This window comes from Mucilaginibacter sp. GW821-FHT07G05 (genome assembly GCF_059418565.1).
Map to the genome: position 1 here is coordinate 418,051 of NZ_JBWKQC010000005.1, position 20,570 is coordinate 438,620.

The 20,570-nt window shown below is 46.0% G+C and carries 22 protein-coding genes; 10 read left to right on the forward strand and 12 right to left on the reverse strand.

Annotated features, from left to right (window positions below; all coding sequences use genetic code 11):
• Positions 1-123 precede the first annotated feature (123 nt).
• The 6 genes from AC07NA_RS15405 (at position 124) to AC07NA_RS15430 (ending at position 4,423) form a co-directional block, all read left to right on the forward strand.
• A complete protein-coding gene (locus AC07NA_RS15405) occupies positions 124-930 on the forward strand; it encodes an SDR family oxidoreductase (RefSeq protein WP_494898477.1) in 807 nt (268 codons plus the stop codon).
• 57 nt (positions 931-987) lie between these two features.
• A complete protein-coding gene (locus AC07NA_RS15410; RefSeq protein ID WP_494898478.1) occupies positions 988-1,920 on the forward strand; it encodes a helix-turn-helix domain-containing protein in 933 nt (310 codons plus the stop codon).
• A gap of 47 nt (positions 1,921-1,967) precedes the next feature.
• The gene (locus AC07NA_RS15415; RefSeq protein WP_494898479.1) at positions 1,968-2,567 is read left to right on the forward strand and encodes a Crp/Fnr family transcriptional regulator; all 600 of its coding nucleotides are present in this window, start codon (positions 1,968-1,970) and stop codon (positions 2,565-2,567) included.
• 178 nt (positions 2,568-2,745) lie between these two features.
• Positions 2,746-3,051 carry an ArsR/SmtB family transcription factor gene (locus AC07NA_RS15420; protein WP_494898480.1) on the forward strand — a complete coding sequence of 102 codons (306 nt, stop codon included), beginning with the start codon at positions 2,746-2,748 and terminating at the stop codon, positions 3,049-3,051.
• Positions 3,052-3,099: 48 nt separating this feature from the next.
• Positions 3,100-4,068 carry a zinc-dependent alcohol dehydrogenase family protein gene (locus AC07NA_RS15425; RefSeq protein ID WP_494898481.1) on the forward strand — a complete coding sequence of 323 codons (969 nt, stop codon included), beginning with the start codon at positions 3,100-3,102 and terminating at the stop codon, positions 4,066-4,068.
• Between the two features lie 25 nt (positions 4,069-4,093).
• Complete coding sequence (locus AC07NA_RS15430; protein WP_494898482.1) at positions 4,094-4,423, forward strand: nuclear transport factor 2 family protein; 330 nt, start codon at positions 4,094-4,096, stop codon at positions 4,421-4,423.
• A 147-nt stretch (positions 4,424-4,570) separates the two neighbouring features.
• Here the strand turns inward: AC07NA_RS15430 and AC07NA_RS15435 are convergent, their stop codons facing one another.
• From AC07NA_RS15435 to AC07NA_RS15470, 8 genes are all read right to left on the reverse strand, one after another.
• On the reverse strand, positions 4,571-5,419 hold the full coding sequence (locus AC07NA_RS15435; RefSeq protein WP_494898484.1) for a sialate O-acetylesterase: 849 nt from the start codon (positions 5,417-5,419) through the stop codon (positions 4,571-4,573).
• Between the two features lie 18 nt (positions 5,420-5,437).
• Positions 5,438-5,929, reverse strand: coding sequence for a TetR/AcrR family transcriptional regulator (locus AC07NA_RS15440; protein WP_494898485.1), 492 nt, complete (start codon positions 5,927-5,929; stop codon positions 5,438-5,440).
• A gap of 566 nt (positions 5,930-6,495) precedes the next feature.
• Positions 6,496-7,152, reverse strand: a complete 657-nt coding sequence (locus tag AC07NA_RS15445) for an alpha/beta fold hydrolase (protein WP_494898487.1) — start codon at positions 7,150-7,152, stop codon at positions 6,496-6,498.
• Between the two features lie 21 nt (positions 7,153-7,173).
• Complete coding sequence (locus AC07NA_RS15450) at positions 7,174-8,268, reverse strand: NAD(P)-dependent alcohol dehydrogenase (protein WP_494898489.1); 1,095 nt, start codon at positions 8,266-8,268, stop codon at positions 7,174-7,176.
• A 13-nt stretch (positions 8,269-8,281) separates the two neighbouring features.
• The gene (locus AC07NA_RS15455) at positions 8,282-9,085 is read right to left on the reverse strand and encodes an SDR family NAD(P)-dependent oxidoreductase (RefSeq protein ID WP_494898490.1); all 804 of its coding nucleotides are present in this window, start codon (positions 9,083-9,085) and stop codon (positions 8,282-8,284) included.
• On the reverse strand, positions 9,085-10,293 hold the full coding sequence (locus AC07NA_RS15460) for a zinc-dependent alcohol dehydrogenase (RefSeq protein WP_494898491.1): 1,209 nt from the start codon (positions 10,291-10,293) through the stop codon (positions 9,085-9,087). Before AC07NA_RS15460 ends, AC07NA_RS15455 begins: the two co-directional genes overlap by 1 nt.
• 155 nt (positions 10,294-10,448) lie before the next feature.
• The gene (locus AC07NA_RS15465) at positions 10,449-10,607 is read right to left on the reverse strand and encodes a lmo0937 family membrane protein (protein ID WP_494898492.1); all 159 of its coding nucleotides are present in this window, start codon (positions 10,605-10,607) and stop codon (positions 10,449-10,451) included.
• Positions 10,608-10,769: 162 nt separating this feature from the next.
• Positions 10,770-12,065 carry a L,D-transpeptidase gene (locus AC07NA_RS15470; RefSeq protein WP_494898493.1) on the reverse strand — a complete coding sequence of 432 codons (1,296 nt, stop codon included), beginning with the start codon at positions 12,063-12,065 and terminating at the stop codon, positions 10,770-10,772.
• 151 nt (positions 12,066-12,216) lie between these two features.
• Here AC07NA_RS15470 and AC07NA_RS15475 point away from each other — a divergent pair, with 151 nt between their 5' ends.
• Complete coding sequence (locus tag AC07NA_RS15475) at positions 12,217-12,687, forward strand: ankyrin repeat domain-containing protein (RefSeq protein WP_494898494.1); 471 nt, start codon at positions 12,217-12,219, stop codon at positions 12,685-12,687.
• 46 nt (positions 12,688-12,733) lie between these two features.
• Here AC07NA_RS15475 and AC07NA_RS15480 read toward each other — a convergent pair whose 3' ends face one another.
• Together AC07NA_RS15480 and AC07NA_RS15485 are read right to left on the reverse strand one after the other, a co-directional pair.
• Positions 12,734-14,959, reverse strand: a complete 2,226-nt coding sequence (locus AC07NA_RS15480) for a catalase (RefSeq protein ID WP_494898495.1) — start codon at positions 14,957-14,959, stop codon at positions 12,734-12,736.
• Between the two features lie 22 nt (positions 14,960-14,981).
• A complete protein-coding gene (locus AC07NA_RS15485; RefSeq protein WP_494898496.1) occupies positions 14,982-15,533 on the reverse strand; it encodes a YciE/YciF ferroxidase family protein in 552 nt (183 codons plus the stop codon).
• A gap of 132 nt (positions 15,534-15,665) precedes the next feature.
• Here AC07NA_RS15485 and uvrA point away from each other — a divergent pair, with 132 nt between their 5' ends.
• The 3 genes from uvrA to AC07NA_RS15500 are packed head-to-tail and all read left to right on the forward strand — an operon-like array spanning position 15,666 to position 19,040.
• Positions 15,666-18,197, forward strand: a complete 2,532-nt coding sequence (gene uvrA / locus AC07NA_RS15490) for an excinuclease ABC subunit UvrA (protein WP_494898497.1) — start codon at positions 15,666-15,668, stop codon at positions 18,195-18,197.
• Positions 18,198-18,256: 59 nt separating this feature from the next.
• A complete protein-coding gene (locus tag AC07NA_RS15495) occupies positions 18,257-18,667 on the forward strand; it encodes a response regulator (RefSeq protein ID WP_494898498.1) in 411 nt (136 codons plus the stop codon).
• A 10-nt stretch (positions 18,668-18,677) separates the two neighbouring features.
• Positions 18,678-19,040 carry a hypothetical protein gene (locus AC07NA_RS15500; protein WP_494898499.1) on the forward strand — a complete coding sequence of 121 codons (363 nt, stop codon included), beginning with the start codon at positions 18,678-18,680 and terminating at the stop codon, positions 19,038-19,040.
• Between the two features lie 4 nt (positions 19,041-19,044).
• On the opposite strand, the gene AC07NA_RS15505 is transcribed toward AC07NA_RS15500, so the two are convergent.
• Both AC07NA_RS15505 and AC07NA_RS15510 read right to left on the reverse strand, forming a co-directional pair.
• Complete coding sequence (locus AC07NA_RS15505; protein WP_494898500.1) at positions 19,045-19,794, reverse strand: DUF72 domain-containing protein; 750 nt, start codon at positions 19,792-19,794, stop codon at positions 19,045-19,047.
• A 123-nt stretch (positions 19,795-19,917) separates the two neighbouring features.
• Positions 19,918-20,469, reverse strand: a complete 552-nt coding sequence (locus AC07NA_RS15510) for a hypothetical protein (RefSeq protein WP_494898501.1) — start codon at positions 20,467-20,469, stop codon at positions 19,918-19,920.
• Positions 20,470-20,570 lie beyond the last annotated feature (101 nt).

Genomic DNA, 20,570 nt, shown 5'->3' on the forward strand with positions numbered 1-20,570 from the left:
AAATACCCAATAGGGATACAAGAATCAGCGGTCTGGTTAGTGCGCAAAAGTGTTTCTCAGGTAAATTTGCTTAGCGGCTTTGTCTGTACGGCAGCGGTCCGTGTACATCTGAATTTTCTGCATATGAATAAAACGATCTTTATTACCGGGGCTTCCACCGGGCTTGGAAAAGCAACAGCCAAATTGTTTCAGGGAAAGGGCTGGAATGTGATTGCTACCATGCGGGAGCCGGCAAAAGAAAAAGAACTTAACCAACTGGCGAATGTTACCTTATTACCGCTGGACGTGACCGACCTGGAACAAATCAGGCAAACGGCAGAAAAAGCAATAAGGCTTCACAGTGTGGATGTGGTGTTCAACAATGCCGGCTATGGCCTTATGGGTGCCATGGAAGCATTTAGCGAGGAACAGATTCTGAAGCAGCTAAACACTAACCTTGTGGGGGTGATCATGGTAACGCAGGCCTTTATTCCGCATTTCAGGGAAAGGAAAAGCGGGGTTTTTATCAGCACCACATCGATGGGTGGATTATTGGCTTTTCCTTTGCATTCCATCTACCATGCCGCGAAATTTGGTGTTCAGGGCTGGTCTGAAAGTATGTCGTTCGAGTTGGGCTTACATAACATCCGGATCAAGACCATAGCACCCGGCGCGGTGGCCACAGATTTTTTAGGCAGGTCGCTGGATAAGAATTCGCATTCCGCCTACAAGGAACTTGAAGATAGGCTATATGCGATGACAGAGAGTATGATGTCACAGGCTGTCTCTCCTGAAAAGGTCGCCGAGGTTGTTTATGAAGCCGCCACGGATGACAAAGACCAAGTCACATATATTCCTACACGCGATGCCCGGGCAGCGTATAACAGGCGGATGGAGATTGGAAGTGAAGCTTCGAGAATAGAGATCAGAGAACAAATACTGGGTAAATGATTGTGAGGCCGGCGCATATCGCGAATGGCCTGCTTAAAATAAATACAGCTATCCCGAATGGAAATTATCAGCACTATTACGGATAAACACCGTCTGCTATCTTTACCGGAGCCGCTCGATCCTTTGATCAGCATGGTAAGGGTGGCGGATGTCCGTGCGGTGGACGATCCGATTTGGAAGCGTTTTTCCCTCAATTTTTATTGTATCGCTTTGAAACGTAATGTCAAAAGCAGGATGCAGTATGGTCAGCAGGAATATGATCACGAGAAAGGGATATTGACGTTTATCTGTCCGAAACAGGTCATGTCACTCGATGGCCCGCCGACCTATGAGAAAGGGACGGACGCCGGTTATGCTTTATTTTTTCACGCTGAATTCCTGCACGATCACCCGCTGGCATCCAAGATCAGAACTTATGGTTTCTTTTCTTATATGACCGGCGAGGCATTGCATTTATCAGAAAAAGAAGAAAAATGTATCGGTGAGATATTTTTGAAAATAGAGGAGGAACTACAGCAGGCTGATAAGCACTCGAAGGAGGTTATCCTTGCGCAGATCGAACTGATATTGAGTTATAGTAACCGCTTTTATGAAAGGCAATTTATCAGCCGCAAGACTGTCAGTCATGCCATTCTCGCTAAAATGGAACAGTTGATGAATGACCATTTCGACGGGAAAGACGCTTTAAAAAACGGCATACCTACCGTTGAATATTTAGCGGCCAGGCTTAACCTTTCACCCCACTATTTCAGTGATCTGCTGAGGTCGTTGACCGGCGAGAGCGCATTGCATCATATCCAGGAAAAGCTGGTCGATAAAGCAAAAGAGTATCTATCCGTGACTGATCTGACCGTTTCGGAAATTGCCTACCAGTTAGGATTTAAACACCCACAATCGCTCAACAAGCTGTTCCGGAGAAAAACGAACATTTCTCCATTGGAGTTCCGCAGGAACTTAAATGCTTTGACCCGTACTAAACACACGGGGTAAATTCATGATCCATTCACCTTAACCGACCAGGATAATACAACCTGCCTATGTATGAAGTGTTTTTTAACTATTTACAGGGCTTCAATTACAGCCCGATAACGGAAGATGAAAGAGCGCTGATCAGAAATGCACTAACTCCGTACAAAGTTCGGAGAAGACAGTATCTGCTTCAGCCGGGAAGCCATTGCAAGTTTTATGCTTTCATCACCAAGGGCGCAATGAAGCAGTATTTCCTGGATCAGAAAGGCGGTCTGCATATAGTCTGTCTCGGAATCGAACACGGGTGGATCGGAGATCGCGAGAGTTACCTCATGTACACGCCGAGCATTTACTTCATTGAGGCCGTCGAGGATACCGAAATGCTGCTGATCAGAAGGTCTGACCTGATCGATATTTTAAAGATACCCGCCTGTTCTCAAATGTTGCGCGAACTGGATAGCAGGGATATCATCGCCTGTCAGCGTCGGATCAACGCGGCGATCAGCGTCACTGCTGAGGATCGGTATAAGGACTTCGTTGCCTGTCATCCAGATCTGATAGAACGATTCCCGCAACGGGACATCGCTTCGTACCTGGGTATCAATAAAGACTCCTTAAGCCGGATCAAACGGCAGCTTTACAGATACAAGGCTCCGTTGGCGAGTTAACTGGGGTCAAATAGTTCTGCCTGTACATGTAGCAGGTTGAGCAAAGCATAGCTGGCGATATTTTCAAGTGTGGTATTCATGCGCATTGAATAAAAAGGCTTACCGAGCTTTTATCATAAAAGAGTAAATTCTCAAAAGTTAGCTTGTAGGTATTTAGGTAAATACCTAAATTTGTTCTATGAAATTGCTGGAAGTTATTAAATCATTATCTAATCAAACTCGTTTGGATATCCTTACCTGGTTGAAAGATCCCTTTACTTATTTTCCGGCCGAAGAGTTGGCTGATTATAATCCATCATTAGGTGTGTGTGTGTCAGATATCGCTAAAAAGGCAAAAATGTCTGTTCCTACGGTTTCAGTTTATCTTAAAAACATGGCAGTAGCAGACCTTTTGATGGCTACAAGAAAAGATCAATGGACCTATTATAAACGTAATGAAGAAGCGATACAGCAATTAGCTCAGTTGATCAAAGAGAACTTATAAATTTTTTAAATATAAACTTAGGAATTTACCTAAATAACTAAATGTATTATGAAAGCAGCAGTGCTAAACGAGTTCGGCTCGGTTGAAAAGTTTGAAATATCTGAAGTGCCAACCCCAAAACCGGGAGTGGACGAAGTATTAGTAAAAGTGATGGCAACATCAGTGAATCCACTGGATTTCCAGGTTCGCCGGGGAGATTATAAAAATGATCTGCAGCTTCCGGTTATTACCGGGCATGATGTGTCGGGTGTGATTGTAGAGATTGGAACAGGCGTTAAAAATTTTAAGGTGGGCGACGAGGTATATTATACGCCGGAAATTTTTAACGGGAATGGAAGCTATGCAGAATATCATGTTGCGAAAGAATCCATCATCGGTATCAAACCGAAGAACGTAAGCCATCTGGAAGCCGCTACTTTTCCATTAGCAGCAGGCACTGCCTGGGAAATGCTTTACACCAGGGCACAACTGAAGATCAATCAAACTATCCTGATACATGGCGGCGCAGGCGGCGTAGGCATACCCACTATTCAAATGGCAAAGGCTATGGGTGCGGTCGTTTACACAACGGCGAGAACTGTACACCATGAATTTTTGAAAGGATTGGGAGCAGATCATATCATTGACTATGAAAAGGAAAATTATATCGATGCGATCCTTGAATTGACGAACAACCAAGGCGTGGACGTGGTGATCGATACTTTAGGCGGTAACACACTTTCAGACAGCGGTAAGGTTTTAAGCCAAATGGGACAGGTTGTAACATTAGTTGATATTGAAAAACCTCAAAACCTGATTTACGCATGGGGTAAAAATGCCACTTACCATTTTGTATTTACCAGGCAAAGCAGAAATAAATTGGACGAACTCACAAAACTCATAGAGTCCGGAAAGCTGAAACCAGTGTTAAACAAAATTTTCCCATTGTCGGAAATAGGTAAGGCGCATAGCCTGCTTGAATTTAAAGAGGGTGATAAAGATTTCTATGGGAAGATTGGTGTACAGATAGGCAATTAAAACAATCATTAAACAAAGATCAGTTATGAGTAATCAAGATATTTTCTTAAAGGCGAACAAAGTTTTGGGGGAAGGAAAATATGAAGAATTCATCACGTGCTGCACCGAAGATATCAAATGGGAAAACGTCGGTGGCAGCACCTTCAATGGAAAGATCGAACTTCTTAAATACATCAGCTCAGCTTATGATGGAATTACTTTTACAACAGAAAATTCCATCAAAGAGGATGATATGGTAGTTGAGCTTGGTCAGTTAGTGATAGAAAAAAACGGCGAATCAAAAAAGAGTTCCTATTGCGATGTTTGGCGTTTTAAGGATGGAATGATCAGTCAGGTAACTTCTTTTGTAATCTGAGTTTTTTCATCGATAAAACTGCAATTTAAAGTCCCTGATCCGATCAGGGACTTTTGCGTTATTGTGACCATTCATATAAAGAAAGGTCATAATTATTAGTGATCAGCGTCGCCATCCTTCTTTAGCACACCTTTTGACCAAGTGATACTAACGACCTGTCAATATCTTCATTTGCTCCCGGAACTGGTTCAGTGATATCTTACCAGATGCGAAAAGGTTCTCTGCAATAAATGCCTGTTCTTTTTGTGATAACGGTCGGTCATAAATCAATTTAAGCAATCCATCCTCATTGGGCAGTGGTGCGGTAATATCAGCCTGATGTTTAAAAGCATGATAGTAACGTACGCCCAGTTTTCTTAACGACGCAGCATTAAAGTGAAGTTGATCTTCATTGGCTGTTAAACCTTTTGCAGTAACAAAATAGCAATTACTGCTTGAGCGTGCATAAGAAAACAAAGCATCATCAACTAACCCGTAGTCTTTGAGATAGGAGCCATATAGACCATCGGGTAAAAAATCACCTAAAGCGCCAATGATGAGTGGGACTTCTTGTGCTGTTAATTGCTTACGCAATTCATTGATGATCACCTCAAACTTTCCCGGATACACTGCAGCTAATTCAGAAGAAGAATCATTTTCTCCCTGATGCCATAAAATACCAGATAACTTGCTGCTACGTTGCGCAAGTTTAGCTTGTGCTACAGCATGATCAAAAAGTGCCCCGCCAATTTGCCAATCCTCAAGACTGGTACCACCATCAGCACAAGGGATGAGCCCTATCTCATCATGTAGATGATCTGATTGCCAGCAGGCGGCAAAAGACGATGCAAGCCCAACGCCGGCTGTTGAGCGATCATTGTGTATAGGCTCTGCCATCATTTGCCACCGGCCGTTGCGTAGCATTTTAATAGATCCGTTGATGATAGGCGGTACAGCATTTAGGATACCGCGGCCCGCCATATTTGACTGCCCTATAAGCAGGAAGGAATGTATCATAGGTAAAGAGTTATGTAGTTATTTATTAATGCCGATGCTCCGGCTAAAGCATAGCCAGGAAAGCCGTTTCAGATCGTTTGGAGCAACATCTCCGGAGTCCAAAGCCTGTACGCTCGTCCGCACTATGTTCACAAATAGGATCCTGATCCAGGGCCCGGATAGTTTGCCATCGATCAATCCTTTGATTTGCAGATCAGGTACAATGCTGAACCATTTGTCTCTGGCTTGTTCGTATTTGATTATCTTGCCTTTATCAAACTGATCGGTGTTTATGGTCCTATCAGCCATGTTTGTTAAAAAGATATACTTAACCCCACAGTCGATAGCGGCATAAAGCATCTCCTCTAATTGCATTATGGGGTCGGTATGTTTATTGTAAGCTGTGAGCATAGCATCGTACCAAGTTTGCAGCATATCTGCATAACAAGCAGAGATCAGTGATTCCCTGTCTTTAAAATATCTGTAAAGTGTACGTTTATTCACGCCGGCAGCATCCGCAATTTTTTCCATTGGGGCGTAAAAGTCTTCATTCAGTACCTTTACTGCACTTATTATAATTAGTGTAGCATTCGCCATTTGCCACAAAAATACGATAGATGTCACCAATGTATGACATTTTTAATCTTTTATATGTTACGCTGTAGAATGACGAAGTTCGGGGAACTAATCAAGATCTCGCAGGCGGCACTACCTCCGGAACCACCAGGCATCAGCATCCTGTCGACAGACCAGCGCTGGTATGACCATATCTTTTGAGGAGCCCCCGCGCTATACAATAAATAAATTTTCATGCTAAAGTAAAAGCACTTCCTGAACTGTAAAGGATATATAAACCACGGCTCACCATGGCTCCTGACAGCCCATTCCTTCTGCTCTTTATTCCCGCATAAAAAATCATTTATACGGAAAAGCTTGTAATTAAGATGAATTAGACGGAATTAGAGGTAATCCGGACTACCTTATTTCGCCTGCATTTTCTACCGGTAACAAAATTGATTTTCGGTAATTAATAGGTAACAAATTTAACCACAACAACACCAAAGAACAACAAAGAACACCAACCAAAAACACATCAACTATATGATAGTGAGGCGTTTATTTGCAACACTTCGCAAACTGTTTGCGTTGTTCTGTGGTACTACTTGCCCAATGAATAATAAAGGTGCGTGCGGCAGGTCAAGGTCGATCTGTCCGGCTTCACCCATACAATCACGCAGCACGTTACGACTATCGTGGGTAGCGGTTTCATTATATGCCTTTTCAGTTGCTTCGGCACTCATGGTATTGCAAAAGGATCCCTGAAAACTTTCCAGGTCCATCAGAAATGGTTCGTTGCCTTTAAAAGGATTTGCAATTAACGTGCTGTTCTTCATAAAACCCCAGTCAAAGGCAAGCATCGCGTTCGGTGCAACGGAATCGATGGGAACGCCTATATCAACCAGTCCTTTCGCGGTTAATAACTGGGTGATCAGTCCGCCTACGGAATGGCCGATAACGATCGGTTTTTCGGGTAATGAGGTCACTAACTGTTCCATGGCGTGCACAATGGTTTGTAAATGCAAATCGCCCAGCCCGGCGGGAGTGTTGTTTCTTAAATCAATTGGGCTACCTTCATGCAGCGGCCATGCCGGCGCGATACAGTCGTAACCTTTTGAATTAAAATAGGCAATCCATTTTTCCCAGCTTACCGGATTTTGGAACATGCCGTGTATAAAAACAATGGTCTTTTTCATAGGTGGTTATTTGATAGATTATTATTTGATAGAATTCATATCGATGACATAGCGGAAACGCACATCATCATCCTTCATTTTTTCGTAGGCCTCGTTGATATCGTGAATATTGATCGTTTCCACCAGCGGCAGAATATAATGCGCTGCACAAAAATCAAGCACTTCCTGTGTTTCGGCGATACCACCAATTAAAGAACCGCCTACACTACGGGCCTGGGATGCCAGTTCCATGTTGTTCAGTGGTGTTTTATAAGGCGCCAGTAAACCAACAGTAACTATATTTCCCCTGCGGTGGATTAGCGAGATGTAAGGTGTAACATCAAACGGATCAGGAATGGTGACTAAAATAAAGTTGAAATACTTTTCGTATTGTTTCATTTCCTCCTCGTTCTCTGAAACGATCACATGATCTGCGCCCAGTTGCTGCGCTACAGCACGTTTCCCTTCCTTAGTTGTAATGGCTGTTACTTCGGCTCCCATGGCTTTAGCTATCATAACGCCCATATGGCCAAGGCCGCCGATACCTACCACAGCCACTTTATCACCGGCTTTAACCCCCCAATGATTTAGCGGAGAATAGGTATTTACACCCGCGCAAAGTATAGGTGCCGCCTTTGTGATATCCAGATTCTCAGGTATGCGCAATACGAAATCTTCCTTAACAATCAAATTGTTGGAATAACCGCCAAAGGTATTGTATCCGGATCCATCCGGTACAAAGTAGCCGTTGTAGGTCATAGTAGGTCCGTGTGGGTGTTCACAAAATTGTTCTTCCCCTTCATCACAAGCAGAGCAGCTTTTACAGCTGTCGATCATACAGCCTACGCCGACAATATCGCCCACTTTAAATTTGGTAACGGCTTTACCTGCATAAGCTACCCGCCCAATCACTTCATGCCCCGGTACACAAGGGTATATCGTATTCTTCCAGTCATTCTTCACCTTGTGTACATCCGAGTGACAAACGCCGCAATAGAGCACCTCAATCAAAACTTCGTTTACTTGCGGGGCATCACGCTCAAACTCCATCGGTTTAAGGATTTCCCCTCCAATTAATGCACCAGATGCGCCATAGGCCTTGGTAGCTATTTTTTCCGGAACTGTTGTATTTTCCATAGATGGATGGTAGTTAATTTTTGTTGTCGTTTGATTGTTGTTCTACAGGTTGTTGTTGTTCGTACATGGTATGCGCTACGGCGCTGTCAGGCATCAGATTGCTCATATTCACCTTTACCTTATTTTTTAAACCCGAAATCACACGGTCTTCACCGGCCATCAAAGCATCATAACCGTCTTTGGCCACATCTGCAGGATCTGACAAGGCTTCTTTATCCTGTATCACTTTGCTATCAGTCATCCCGGCTTTATTAAAGAAATCAGTATCGGTTGCGCCTGGCATCAGCGCGGTAAAGGTGATCCCGGAATCTTTTAACTCTTCGCGAATGGCCGTTGTAAAGGATAATACGAATGCTTTAGTGGCGTGATACACTGCCTGCCATGGCCCCGGCAGCTTACCGGCAACAGAACCCAGGTTTAAAATCTTGCCATCCCCGCGTTCGGCCATTTGTTTCACAAAATGCTTTGTCAGTATCACTGTGCCACAAATGTTCAGGTGTATGATATTTAACTCTCGCTCCAGTTCATTATCTTTAAACAATCCGTAAACGCCCATACCCGCATCATTAACAAGCACATCAATGGGCGTATTCATCTCGTTGCACAATGCTTTTGCCTGCTCCATATCCGAAAGGTCCCTGGCAATTGTCTGCACGTCGACGCCCGTACTACGCAATTCAGCTGCTGTGCTGTCCAGGTCGGCCTGGTTACGGGCTACGATAATTAAGTTATATTGATCTTTGGCGAACAGTTTAGCCAGTTCTTTTCCAATACCGCTGGTGCCTCCTGTAATTAACGCCGTCTTTTTATTTTCCATTAGTTCTCTATTTTTATAGGTTCTTTATTTTCGGTTTCCTTGCGCTGCTCCCAAGGCTTTAATACCACTTTCACGCAGTCTTCTTCTTTCTTGTCAAAAATCTCGTAGCCATGCGTTACTTCACTGAGCGGCAGTGTATGGGTAATGATATCATCCAGCACCACTTTGTCTTCTTTTACCAGCTCAATCAATTTATCAATGTGGTTTAATACCGGTGCCTGGCCCATTTTCAGCGTAATGCCTTTGTCAAATACACGGTGTAACGGAAAATTATCATACGTAGAACCATAAACGCCCATGATAGAAACAGTACCCATGCGGCGAACTGCTTTAAAAGCCATATCCAGTACTTTCATACTGCCAACTTCCAAATTGAACAGCGCTTTCGCTTTGTCAAGAATATTACGTTCCGGTTCAAAACCTACCGCATCCACACAAACGTCGGCACCGCGGCGGCCGGTCATTTCCCTTATAGCTTCTACCACATCTACTTCGTTAGGATTTAGCGTATCTACTTTATTAACCGCTTTGGCTTTCTCCAAACGGTAGTTTAGAGGATCAATGGCAATTACTCTGCTGGCGCCATTCAACCAGGCGGCTTTCTGTGCCATCAGACCAACCGGGCCCGATCCGACAATGGCGACTACCTCACCCCCTTTCAGCTGCGCCCAGTCTATCGCCGACCAACCTGTCGGAAAAATATCAGTCAGGAACAGTACTTGTTCATCGCTCATGTTATCAGGTACAATACGCGGGCTGATATCGGCATAAGGTACGCGCACGTACTCGGCCTGTCCGCCTGAATAACCGCCATATAAATCGGTATAACCAAACAAGGCTGCACCTTTCTGATCGGTCATGTCTCCATTAGGTCCGTAATGTTTATAATTGGAGTTTTCACAGGCCGGAGAAGCCTCATGCTGGCAAAAAAAACAATGTCCGCAGGAGATAGGGAACGGCACAACCACACGGTCGCCTTTCTTTAATTTAGTAACGCCCTTACCCACCTCTTCAACAACGCCCATAAACTCGTGCCCCATTACCATGGGATGCGTTTGCGGCACACCACCGCTTAATATATGCAGGTCAGATCCACAAATTGCGGTGGAAGTAACTCTTAAAATTACGTCGGTATCCTGTTCGATACGCGGATCGTCAACGGTATCGTAACGGATATCGCCGGGTTTGTGAAGTACTGCTGCTTTCATGGTAGATTTTGGTTTTAATGTTTGTTTATTTAACTACAATGAAATATTTTGTTTATGATTTTAAGCTTTAAAAAATAAACATGACAGGAGTAGCTTTTTTAAAACAAAAAACCCGGCCTGCAATGGCCGGGTTTTAAATACAACGCGTCCTTGTTTTATATAGTGGTGGTATCTCTGCGTATTACACCCAATACAATAGAAATAATGGCAATAACCAGCAATACTTGGATTAAACTACCCGCTGCATAAGCGAAAGTTCCAATTGCCCATCCAATAATAAGGATGACGGCTATGATGTACAATAATGATCTCATGGTTTTTATTGTTTAATTATAAATAGATAAATAACCTACACAATTTACATACCATTTAAATTTTACGGTACAGATCAGGAAAAAAATTGTACGCAAATCAAGAAATTACAACTCAACAAGTGCTGTAAACCAAACATAGCAATATTGAATTTCCGCAAATGATTAGTTTCCGGTATCCAGGTCAATCGCTGCCGGGTAGCCTTTACCCTGTAATGCCGCTATTGAAACTTGAATCTGTTTTTCTCCTTTCACACGTGGTGTCACCTTGCCGTTTTTTGAACGGGAAATCTTGCTGCCAGGTACTCCGCCTTTTGATTCCGGCAGACTGTCCGCGGCAATGGCATTGCCTTTGGCATCCCGGTTCATCTCATTCAGGGCACTGTCAAGATCGCTCTTTTCCTGTTCAGTTAGTCCATTATAATCAACGCCATAAATCTTCAGAATGGCTTTCGCGTTTTCCGGCGTGTTCGTACCCCGTTCATATACATCCCGGTAAATATGCAAAGAGCCGTTTTCGGCCACGATAGTTTCATAACGGAGGTCTACAGGTACACGGTTTTTGAGCTTAACCGATTTGGTGTTTCCTGCTTTCCGCAATTGGCTGATAGCTGCGGCCGTCAATTCTGAGCCACCTAACTGTGCTACTAATGCTGTAAGATCCTGCACTTGTTTGTTTGTCATGCCCACACAACCATGTGACGCGAAATTGCCAATTTTCTCCAACGGCTTGCCGCCATGGATCAGCGAAGGCATCCCGATAGGTATTTTGATCGCGCCTAAAGGATTATCTTCATTAGCTCCAGATACCTTCCGGCCCGGTGCGAACTTACCTCTTACCCAAGGTTCGTCGGGCGGTGTCCAGCTTGGATTAAAGATAAGGGTATCGGCGCTACGCATGCCTGTCGGTAATGGAAACTCCGGGTAACCAATTCCCACACGGTAGGTCTTTATCAACTTCCCGTCCCGGAAGACATCTAAACGAAACGCAGGCGCGTTGACCACGATCCGGGTATCTTTCGGGACGAAGTTTGGTTGGGTAGGTGCCAGTCCTTCCAAACCTTTACTATAACGGTCATTCACTAATTGCAGCAATTGCTGTGCTTTCGCTTCGCCGACAATCTCTTTGATTTTTTGCTCGTAAGTTTCCGTAGCCGCTTTTGCCGAACCTGCATCCACCCCATCTTCGCTTAAATCGCGGACTGAAGTATGCGCCGCGGACTGGAGTTTCCCGATCTCGGAAGCGGTTAACCCTAATTGCGATTTTAAAGAAGCGGTAAATTCTTTATCATAAAACAGCGCATCCAGTGCCGGCAACGTCATCGCGTTTTGCGAAACCGGTACAACGGAATTGCTTTTAGTCGTATCCTGCCGGGATTTATCTTGTTTGATCTTGGGGTTATTGCAGCCAACAACGGCCAAAGCGGCAATGGCAGCCGCCATTATCATCCTATTATTCATGCTTGGGTAACAGTTTGATTTTGCAATTGTTCGTCTGTTTATGATCGTGCATCTAACCAAAGCTCAAGATTTCTTAAAGACTGGTAACAACAAAGAGACTATTCTTTAAAACATTCTGTACAGTTGTGCCTTTGAATGTAAAAGTTATCAAATGACCAATTACAACGACGTACTAATACATGCAGCCCGCAAAGGCGAGGTTGCCGTGATTCAAGAATTAATTAGGCAACGCACGGATGTAAATGCAAGGGATGAAAAAGGTTATACACCGCTGATCATCGCCTGCTATAATAACCAGTATGAGGCTGCAAAGCTGTTACTTGAAAATGGTGCGGATGTTAACGCGGCTGATAATGGCGGTAATACCGCGTTGATGGGTGTTGCCTTTAAAGGTTATCCTGATATCGCTGATTTGCTGATCGGTCACGGTGCCGATCTGAACCTCCAGCACGGCAATGGCGGCACGGCGCTGATGTTCGCAGCCATGTTCGGCAGAAATGACCTGGTGCGACTGTTGGTCGGGCATGGTGCCGACAAAACTATTGTTGATACACGTGGTCTGTCGGTTACTGATTTGGCGGTGCAGCAGGGCAATCAGGAAGCACTCTCGCTATTAGCATAAATAAAAAGCCGCCCCTGAAACAGGAGCGGCTTTTTTGACGGGTTTGTTATGCCGGGATTTTTCTCGGTTTTTCCCGTTCCCAGAAACGGTGTTGGGCGATGGCTTTAATAAATAACGCTGATAAGTAATCAGCATCATCGCTTACCACAATTCCTTCTGCTAATACGGTATCTTCACTGTATTCATCCGGTAACTTTTTGCTGAAGTAAGTTGCTTCCAAAACCTGCGCGGCATCACTGTCGGCGGCAATCGCCTTGCAATGCTTAAAAGCTTCGTTCAGGAAATGTATGGCATCCGCATCTGCTTCTAACGAAGCTACGCTATTGGTTCCACCGGGTACATATACCGCGTCGAAAAGTACCGAAGCAGCCCCAAGCAGGCTTTCATCCACATGGATCTGCTGGTCATTGTCAGCGGTAATGAATCCTAAGCGCGGTGCGATCACTTCAACCACACCACCTGCGGCTTCGATAGCTGTCTTTACACCGGTCAATGATTTTTCATTTACGCCGTCTGCGGCCAGTATAGCGATCTTACGGGTTTGAATGGAATCTTTCACGGTATTCGCCATACTCAACACAGGTGATTGTGCTAAGGAACTTTCTACCTGTATGGAGGCGAAGTCTGCAGGATCTCCATCTGCCGGGATGTTTTGGTTCAACTGCTCAGCCAGGTTCCCCGGGATATGAATGCCCAAAGCATAAGCAACTGCTGCCGCCAAACCTTTATCGATCTGCGCCAATAACGCCAGCATCCTCTCACGGATAGCCACTGTTTTTACTTTGCCCAGTTCAAAACTTAGGGCATCGGTAATGTGGTTCTTTTCCGGTTCCGACTGGCTATTGAAAAATAACGTGGCCTGGCTGAAATGGTCGAAAAAGCTTTTGTTTCTTGCCCTGACTTTGCTGGCCGAAATACGTTCAGGATAGCTTACAAAACCGCCTTCCGCTTCTTTGGCCTGCCTTGGATCATTACCACCGATGGCATTGGGGCTATAAGCCGTTTTGCCTTTGTTGATGGTTTGTCGCATAAAGCCGTCACGCTGGTTGTTATGTACCGGAACAACGGGCCGGTTGATCGGGATCTCCTGGAAATTCGAGCCGCCCAGACGGGTCAGCTGGGTATCTGTATAAGAGAACAGCCTGCCCTGCAGGAGCGGGTCGTTACTAAAATCGATGCCGGGTACTATATGCCCTAAGTGAAAAGCCACTTGTTCCGTTTCAGCAAAGAAGTTATCCGGGTTACGGTTAAGTGTCATTTTACCGATACGTTGAACAGGCACCAGTTCTTCGGGGATCAGCTTGGTCGGGTCGAGCAGGTCGAACTCGAACTTGAATTCATCTTCTTCCGGCACGATCTGTACACCCAGCTCCCATTCCGGATATGCACCGCTATCGATAGCGTCCCACAGGTCGCGGCGGTGAAAATCGGGGTCTTTGCCCGATATGTTCTGCGCTTCGTCCCAGGCCACGGCATGTACGCCCAACAATGGTTTCCAGTGAAATTTAACAAAGCTGGCTACGCCTTCGGCGTTTACAAAACGAAAAGTATGTACACCAAACCCTTCCATCATGCGGTAACTGCGTGGCAACGCGCGATCGCTCATTGCCCACATGATCATGTGGGAAGATTCGGGTGTCAGGGAAATAAAGTCCCAGAAAGTGTCGTGCGCCGAAGCTGCCTGCGGAATTTCATTATCCGGCTCCGGTTTTACGGCATGGATCAGGTCAGGGAATTTGATGGCATCCTGGATAAAGAACACCGGCATATTATTGCCTACCAAATCAAAGTTCCCTTCCTGTGTATAAAAACGTACGGCGAAACCACGCACGTCACGCGCGAGGTCAGTCGATCCTTTTGAACCGGCAACCGTAGAGAAGCGAACAAACACTGGCGTTTCTGCTGCGGTATCGTTCAAAAATAATGCCTTGGTAACGGCAGACTGGGATTCATAAACCTTGAACACCCCATGGGCGCCCGAACCACGGGCATGCACTACCCTTTCCGGAATACGTTCGTGATCAAAATGCGTGATCTTTTCACGCAGTATAAAATCTTCCAGCAAGGTCGCCCCGCGGTCGCCCGCCTTCAAGGAGTTCTGGTCATCGTTGATCTTCAAACCGGTGTTAGTGGTCATGAACTCGCCGGTACTGTCCGACGTATGTGGCGCAAGGTTTTCTATCTTATCGTTAACGGGTTGCGTGCGTTTGTTAACATTTTTTGTATCGGCGGTTTTATCTTCACCTTTCCCGGTGACTTTTTTTGTTGCCATTATCTTATGTATTGGGATTAGGTTAGGCTTCTTCTGAAGCTTTATAGTTCACGTCGTTTTCAGCGACATCGGTCAATAGCTGATCGGCTGCCTTTTCTTCGGTCAGGGTTTGATACAGCAGTTCAGCTACCTCATCCAGCCCAAGTGTTTTAGCTAATTGCGTCAGGCCGCCATAAGTGGCAATTTCATAATGTTCGATCTTTTGCGAGGCGAGGATAATGCCCACATCGCGGGTGGCGGTACCGGATTCGGTACTTTCGACGATGCCCTCTCCTTCTTTACTCAGCCCTTCCATAGCGTCGCATTTTTTGGCAAGCGGTTTTTCGCCCAGCAGTTCAAATACTTTTTCCAGGCGGCTGACGTGATTTTTAGTTTGTTCCAGATGGTCTTCGATGGCGCTGCTTAATTTAGCAGACGTGGCCGCTTTGATCATTTTTGGAAGCCCTTTTACCAAATGGTTCTCGGCCCAGTAAATGTCCATTATGCCGTCCTTGAACAGCTCCAGTAAGGCGGGTTCCGCCGTGGCGGTAGTTTTGGTGGCGAACTTTGGTTCGGTACCGGTTTCGTTTTTCATAATGATGATTGATGAATGAAGGGGATGGTATCTGCAGGAAGCGTTTTAATTTCTAATTAACATTTAAAACTATTGGTTGTTTCCGTTTGAGAAAATATTGTCAAACAAGGCGGCGATGTTGTTGTCTTAAACATGATGAATAAGAAGCAACAATTCGACGGCTTTGTAAAAGTCCGCGGCGCGCGGGAACACAACCTGAAAAACGTCAGCCTGGATATCCCCCGGGATGCGCTGGTCGTGTTCACCGGCATTTCCGGATCCGGAAAGTCCTCTCTGGCTTTTGGCACCCTGTATGCGGAAGCACAACGCCGCTATCTCGAATCGGTATCACCCTATGCCCGCCGGCTATTCAACCAGATGGCCGTACCGGAGGTCGATGAGATTGAAGGCCTGCCCCCTGCGGTAGCCTTGCAGCAGCAGCGCGGCGGAACCAGTACGCGTTCCTCTGTCGGCAGCGTAACGACGCTTGCAAATCTCCTGCGGATGCTGTATTCCCGGGCAGGAGATTATCCCATCGGGCAGGACATTATATACGCAGAAGCATTTTCACCTAATACCCCGGAAGGTGCCTGCCCGGAATGCCATGGTTTGGGACGGGTTTACGAGGTAACGGAAAAAAGCATGGTACCCGACGATACGCTGACGATCCGGGAAAAAGCTATCGCTGCCTGGCCAACGGCATGGCAGGGGCAAAATCAACGAGATATTTTGACTACGATGGGTATCAGTATTGATACGCCCTGGAAAGAACTGCCTAAAAAAGACCGCGACTGGATCTTGTTTACCGAGGAACAGCCTGTGGTACCGGTATATTCCGGCTACACACATGAAGAGATACAGCGCTTTATTAAAAACAAACGCCAGCCTGATTACATGGGCACGTTCACGGGTGCCCGGCGTTATGTGCAGCATACCTTCGCCCATACCCAAAGCCAGCTGATGAAAAAGCGCGTCGCGCAGTTCATGCTGAGCAGTGAGTGCCCCTTATGTAAAGGCAAACGTTTGCGGCGGGAATCCTTATCCGTCAAGTTTGCCGGCTATGATATCGCCGATTTGTCCAGATTGGCATTGAACAAGCTGGCGGGCATCTTTCAGCCCTACGCGCTGGGTGATGCGCCTGCATTAATGAAGATAGCAACTGCTCATCCGGAAAAGGTCCTCGTCGCACAGCGGATCGCGGAAGATTTTCTTGGCCGCTTGCAGGTCATGCTTGATTTGGGGTTGGGCTACCTCACGCTCGAGCGGAGCACACCTACTCTTTCGCCGGGAGAATTACAACGCTTGCGGCTGGCCACACAGGTCCGGTCGAATTTGTTTGGTGTTGTTTATGTGCTGGACGAGCCCTCTGCAGGTTTACACCCGGCCGATACGGAAGCTTTGCTCCGCGCTTTAGATAAATTGAAAGCTTCAGGCAATTCCTTATTCGTGGTAGAACATGAGATCGATGTGATCCGTCATGCGGACTGGATCGTTGATGTCGGCCCGGCAGCGGGCGAAAAAGGCGGGCATATTTTATATAGCGGCCTACCTGCCGGGTTGAAAAATATTGAAGCATCTGTTACGCGACGGTATATCTATGAATCAGTTGCCGCCTCGCAAGCGAAAGCCCGCGTACCAAAAGACTGGCTGAAACTGGAAGGGGTTACCAGGAACAATTTAGTCAACTTATCAGCGGCTTTCCCGCTGGGCGTAATGACAAGCGTTACCGGGGTTTCCGGTTCGGGGAAAAGTTCGCTGGTCAGCCAGGTGCTGGTCGAACTGGTCGCGGGGCAGTTAGGTTTGAAAATCGATATCGCGGAGGAGACCGAAGCTGATCCGCTGGAGCAAACAGAAGTAATCACGCTCGGTGGTCAGATCAGTTCCGGCATGAAAAACATCAAAAGGCTGGTAGTGGTCGATCAGAAGCCTATCGGCCGCACACCGCGTTCCAACCTGGCTACTTATACAGGCCTGTTTGACCATGTGCGTAAACTATTCGCCTCCACGAAAGCCGCCAAAGCAAAAAAGTATGATGCCGGCCGTTTTTCCTTTAATGTGGCTAAAGGTCGCTGCCCGCATTGCGAAGGCGAAGGTTTTGTGATGGTTGAACTATTGTTTCTGCCGAGCGTATATACCCCCTGCCCGACCTGCGGCGGCACCCGGTATAATCCGCAGACACTGGCGATCACGTACAAGGACAAGAATATTGCCGAGGTTTTGGGTATGACAGTCGATGAGGCGGCGATTTTTTTTGATGAAGACCCAACGGTCAGCCGGGCGCTGGAAGTGGTTAGCGAGGTCGGCCTGGGTTACCTGCGGTTGGGGCAGCCGGCGACCGAACTGTCCGGCGGAGAGGCGCAGCGGATCAAGCTGGCGACCGAACTGCAGCGTGCGCAACACGGGCAGACACTGTATATATTGGATGAACCAACGACGGGGCTGCATCCTGCGGACGTGGAGCGGCTGATGCTCCAGCTCAACCGTTTGGTCGATGCGGGTAACACTGTGATCCTGGTGGAACATGATATGCAGGTCATTGCGGCCAGTGACTGGGTGATCGACATCGGGCCTGGTGCCGGTGAGGATGGAGGCAAGATCGTGGCCGAGGGTACACCGTTGACTATAGTTACGAGTAAAGCAAGCCGGACCGCACCATATCTCAAAAAAGTCTTGATAACATCTTAATGATCAGCTTGAAATAGCATAAGAATTGCTTAACCAAGCTACATCTAACCAGCTTTATTATGTGCCAAGTTATCGTAGTTGACGACAATCCTGTCGACCATTTGATCATGAAAAAAACACTGGAACGTTTTGATATTTTCCGGGATGCGATTTTCACTTTTAACGGCGGGGCCATTATTTCCTTTTTGGAAGAATTTCATGATGAACCTACTGTGCTGCCGGACCTAATCTTTCTCGATCTGAATATGCCGTTCAGCGGTCGCGAATTTTTGCGGCATTTGGAAATACTGTATACCTCGCTCCACAAACAGCCGGATGTCTATATCCTCAGTTCCTCCATAGATCCCACAGACAAGGCGCTGGTTGATGAGTATGATTTCGTGAAGGACTTTTTAAGTAAACCGGTCAGCACTGAAGCGTTGTTCAGGATCGAAAGTGAATACCAAACCGAACAACGTCTGGCCAGTTAATCATTAACCTATGATCATTCCTAAACCCATCTCGCCAAAAGCACATGCGATCATTGATTACGCATTGGTTGGCGCACTGCTTGCCGTTCCTTCCTTATTGAAATTCCATAAAAAGGTGAGGCTTTATATAGCTGAAGCGGTGTTGTTGCTTCCGTATGTGGCCCTTACCAAACAACCCGTCGCGCTCAAAGGCATCATTCCCATGGAAACCCATGGCAGTATTGATCCATTTAATGTAGCGCAGTTTGCGCTGCAAACGTTTTATAAACCCATACGCGGGAACCGTAGTTCATTGATCTTCAATATTGCCTTTACCGCATTAGCCGGGATCACTGTCTTATTAACAAACTACGATGCAAAGACAAGTCGCTGACTAATCAGTCGCAGTTAAGTTCATCAATTAATGTACTGAGATTGCCAAGTGCATTGCCCACCGTGTTGTTGAAGTACGCATACACCGTTTTCCCCCCTTCCTGAAATTCCCTGATATAGCTGGCGTATTCAGCCAGAAAATCGGCGTCATAACTGCCTCGGTAATCACCATTAGGCCCATGAAAGCGAAAGTAAACGTCGTTTGCTTCCATTGACTGCATAGGTGCGGCTGAGGCAGGCAGATCATGGATCACCATGGTTGCACCAAAACTGTTGAGCAATTCATAGGTTGTTTCTTCATACCAGGATTTATGTCTGAACTCTAAAGCGATAGGCCAGGCTTCTGCATGATCACTCTCCTTGATTGAGCTTAGCAGATCTACCAATTGTGGCATCACGGCGTTAGCCAGGCTTGGCGGGAACTGAACGAGCAAGGCGCCTTTTTTAGCACCAACGTTATTAATACGTTCTATAAATGTTGCTACGTCAACGCTTGAAAATGCAAGATTCTTGTTGTGCGTGATCTCCTTCCACAATTTGAATGTAAAGCGAAAATCCTCAGGTACTTCTTCTGCCCAGCGGGCCAGTGTTTTAGCAATGGGCAACTTATAAAAGGAGCTATTGATCTCAACGGAATTGAACAAGGAGGAATAATAGGTCAGTCGGCTCTTGTCCGCAAACGCAGGTGGAAAGTCACGCTTGGGTATTGGCGACTGCAAGCCGCTGGTACCGGCGTAAAAAGTGGGATCAGTCATACATCATTGTTTCAAAAATACCATTCGCTTTCGGTTACGACTGCATTGTGAACAGCTGCTCTAATTTATCGCCACTATTTTAAAGTAATTGTGGTATAATCAACGCTGTTAATTATGCTATCACTAAACTGAATTGACATTTTCAGCCTTGCGGATAAGCTCTAAAGCCTCATATCTCAGCCCGGGATCACCTTTGGTCATCTTGCCTAAAAGCGCTCGCTTTTTCCGCAGATAATTTTCTTTTCTCCCGGTGCTTTCATACTGCAATACCCAATTGATATTGTAGATAAGATCGCCATATTTGACGGTTTGCGCATCGGGATTGATATGGATCAGCCGCTCTGCCTCCCTCCGTTTCCGTTCTATTTTACTTAGATTGGGGTAGGCCTTTTTAGTAAACTTATCAGTAAGTTCAGTAACGCTATCTGTAATATGAACCACTTCTGCCTCACCATATCCAAAGCTTGTAAGTACAACCATCAATTGACCCGCGCTAATCTTAGTTTCTTCAAAAAGATCGTGGCACAAACCTATTTCATATGCAAGTAAGGCCTTGTTCTCCGCTTTCTCTGCCACATATTCGAGGTGTTCAAAATAGGGGTTGTCGGTATATTTGATCAACTGCCCCGCATGCTGTTCCCTAACCCAGTCCCTGAGCTTTTCTCTATCCACCATCAATCCTTTTTATCAGACGCTTTTACACAATTAGGGACAGTTTTTCCGTCCTTCTTTTTAGTCCCTTCTTTATGGTAACCCGACCAGCAGGGATCCTTTTT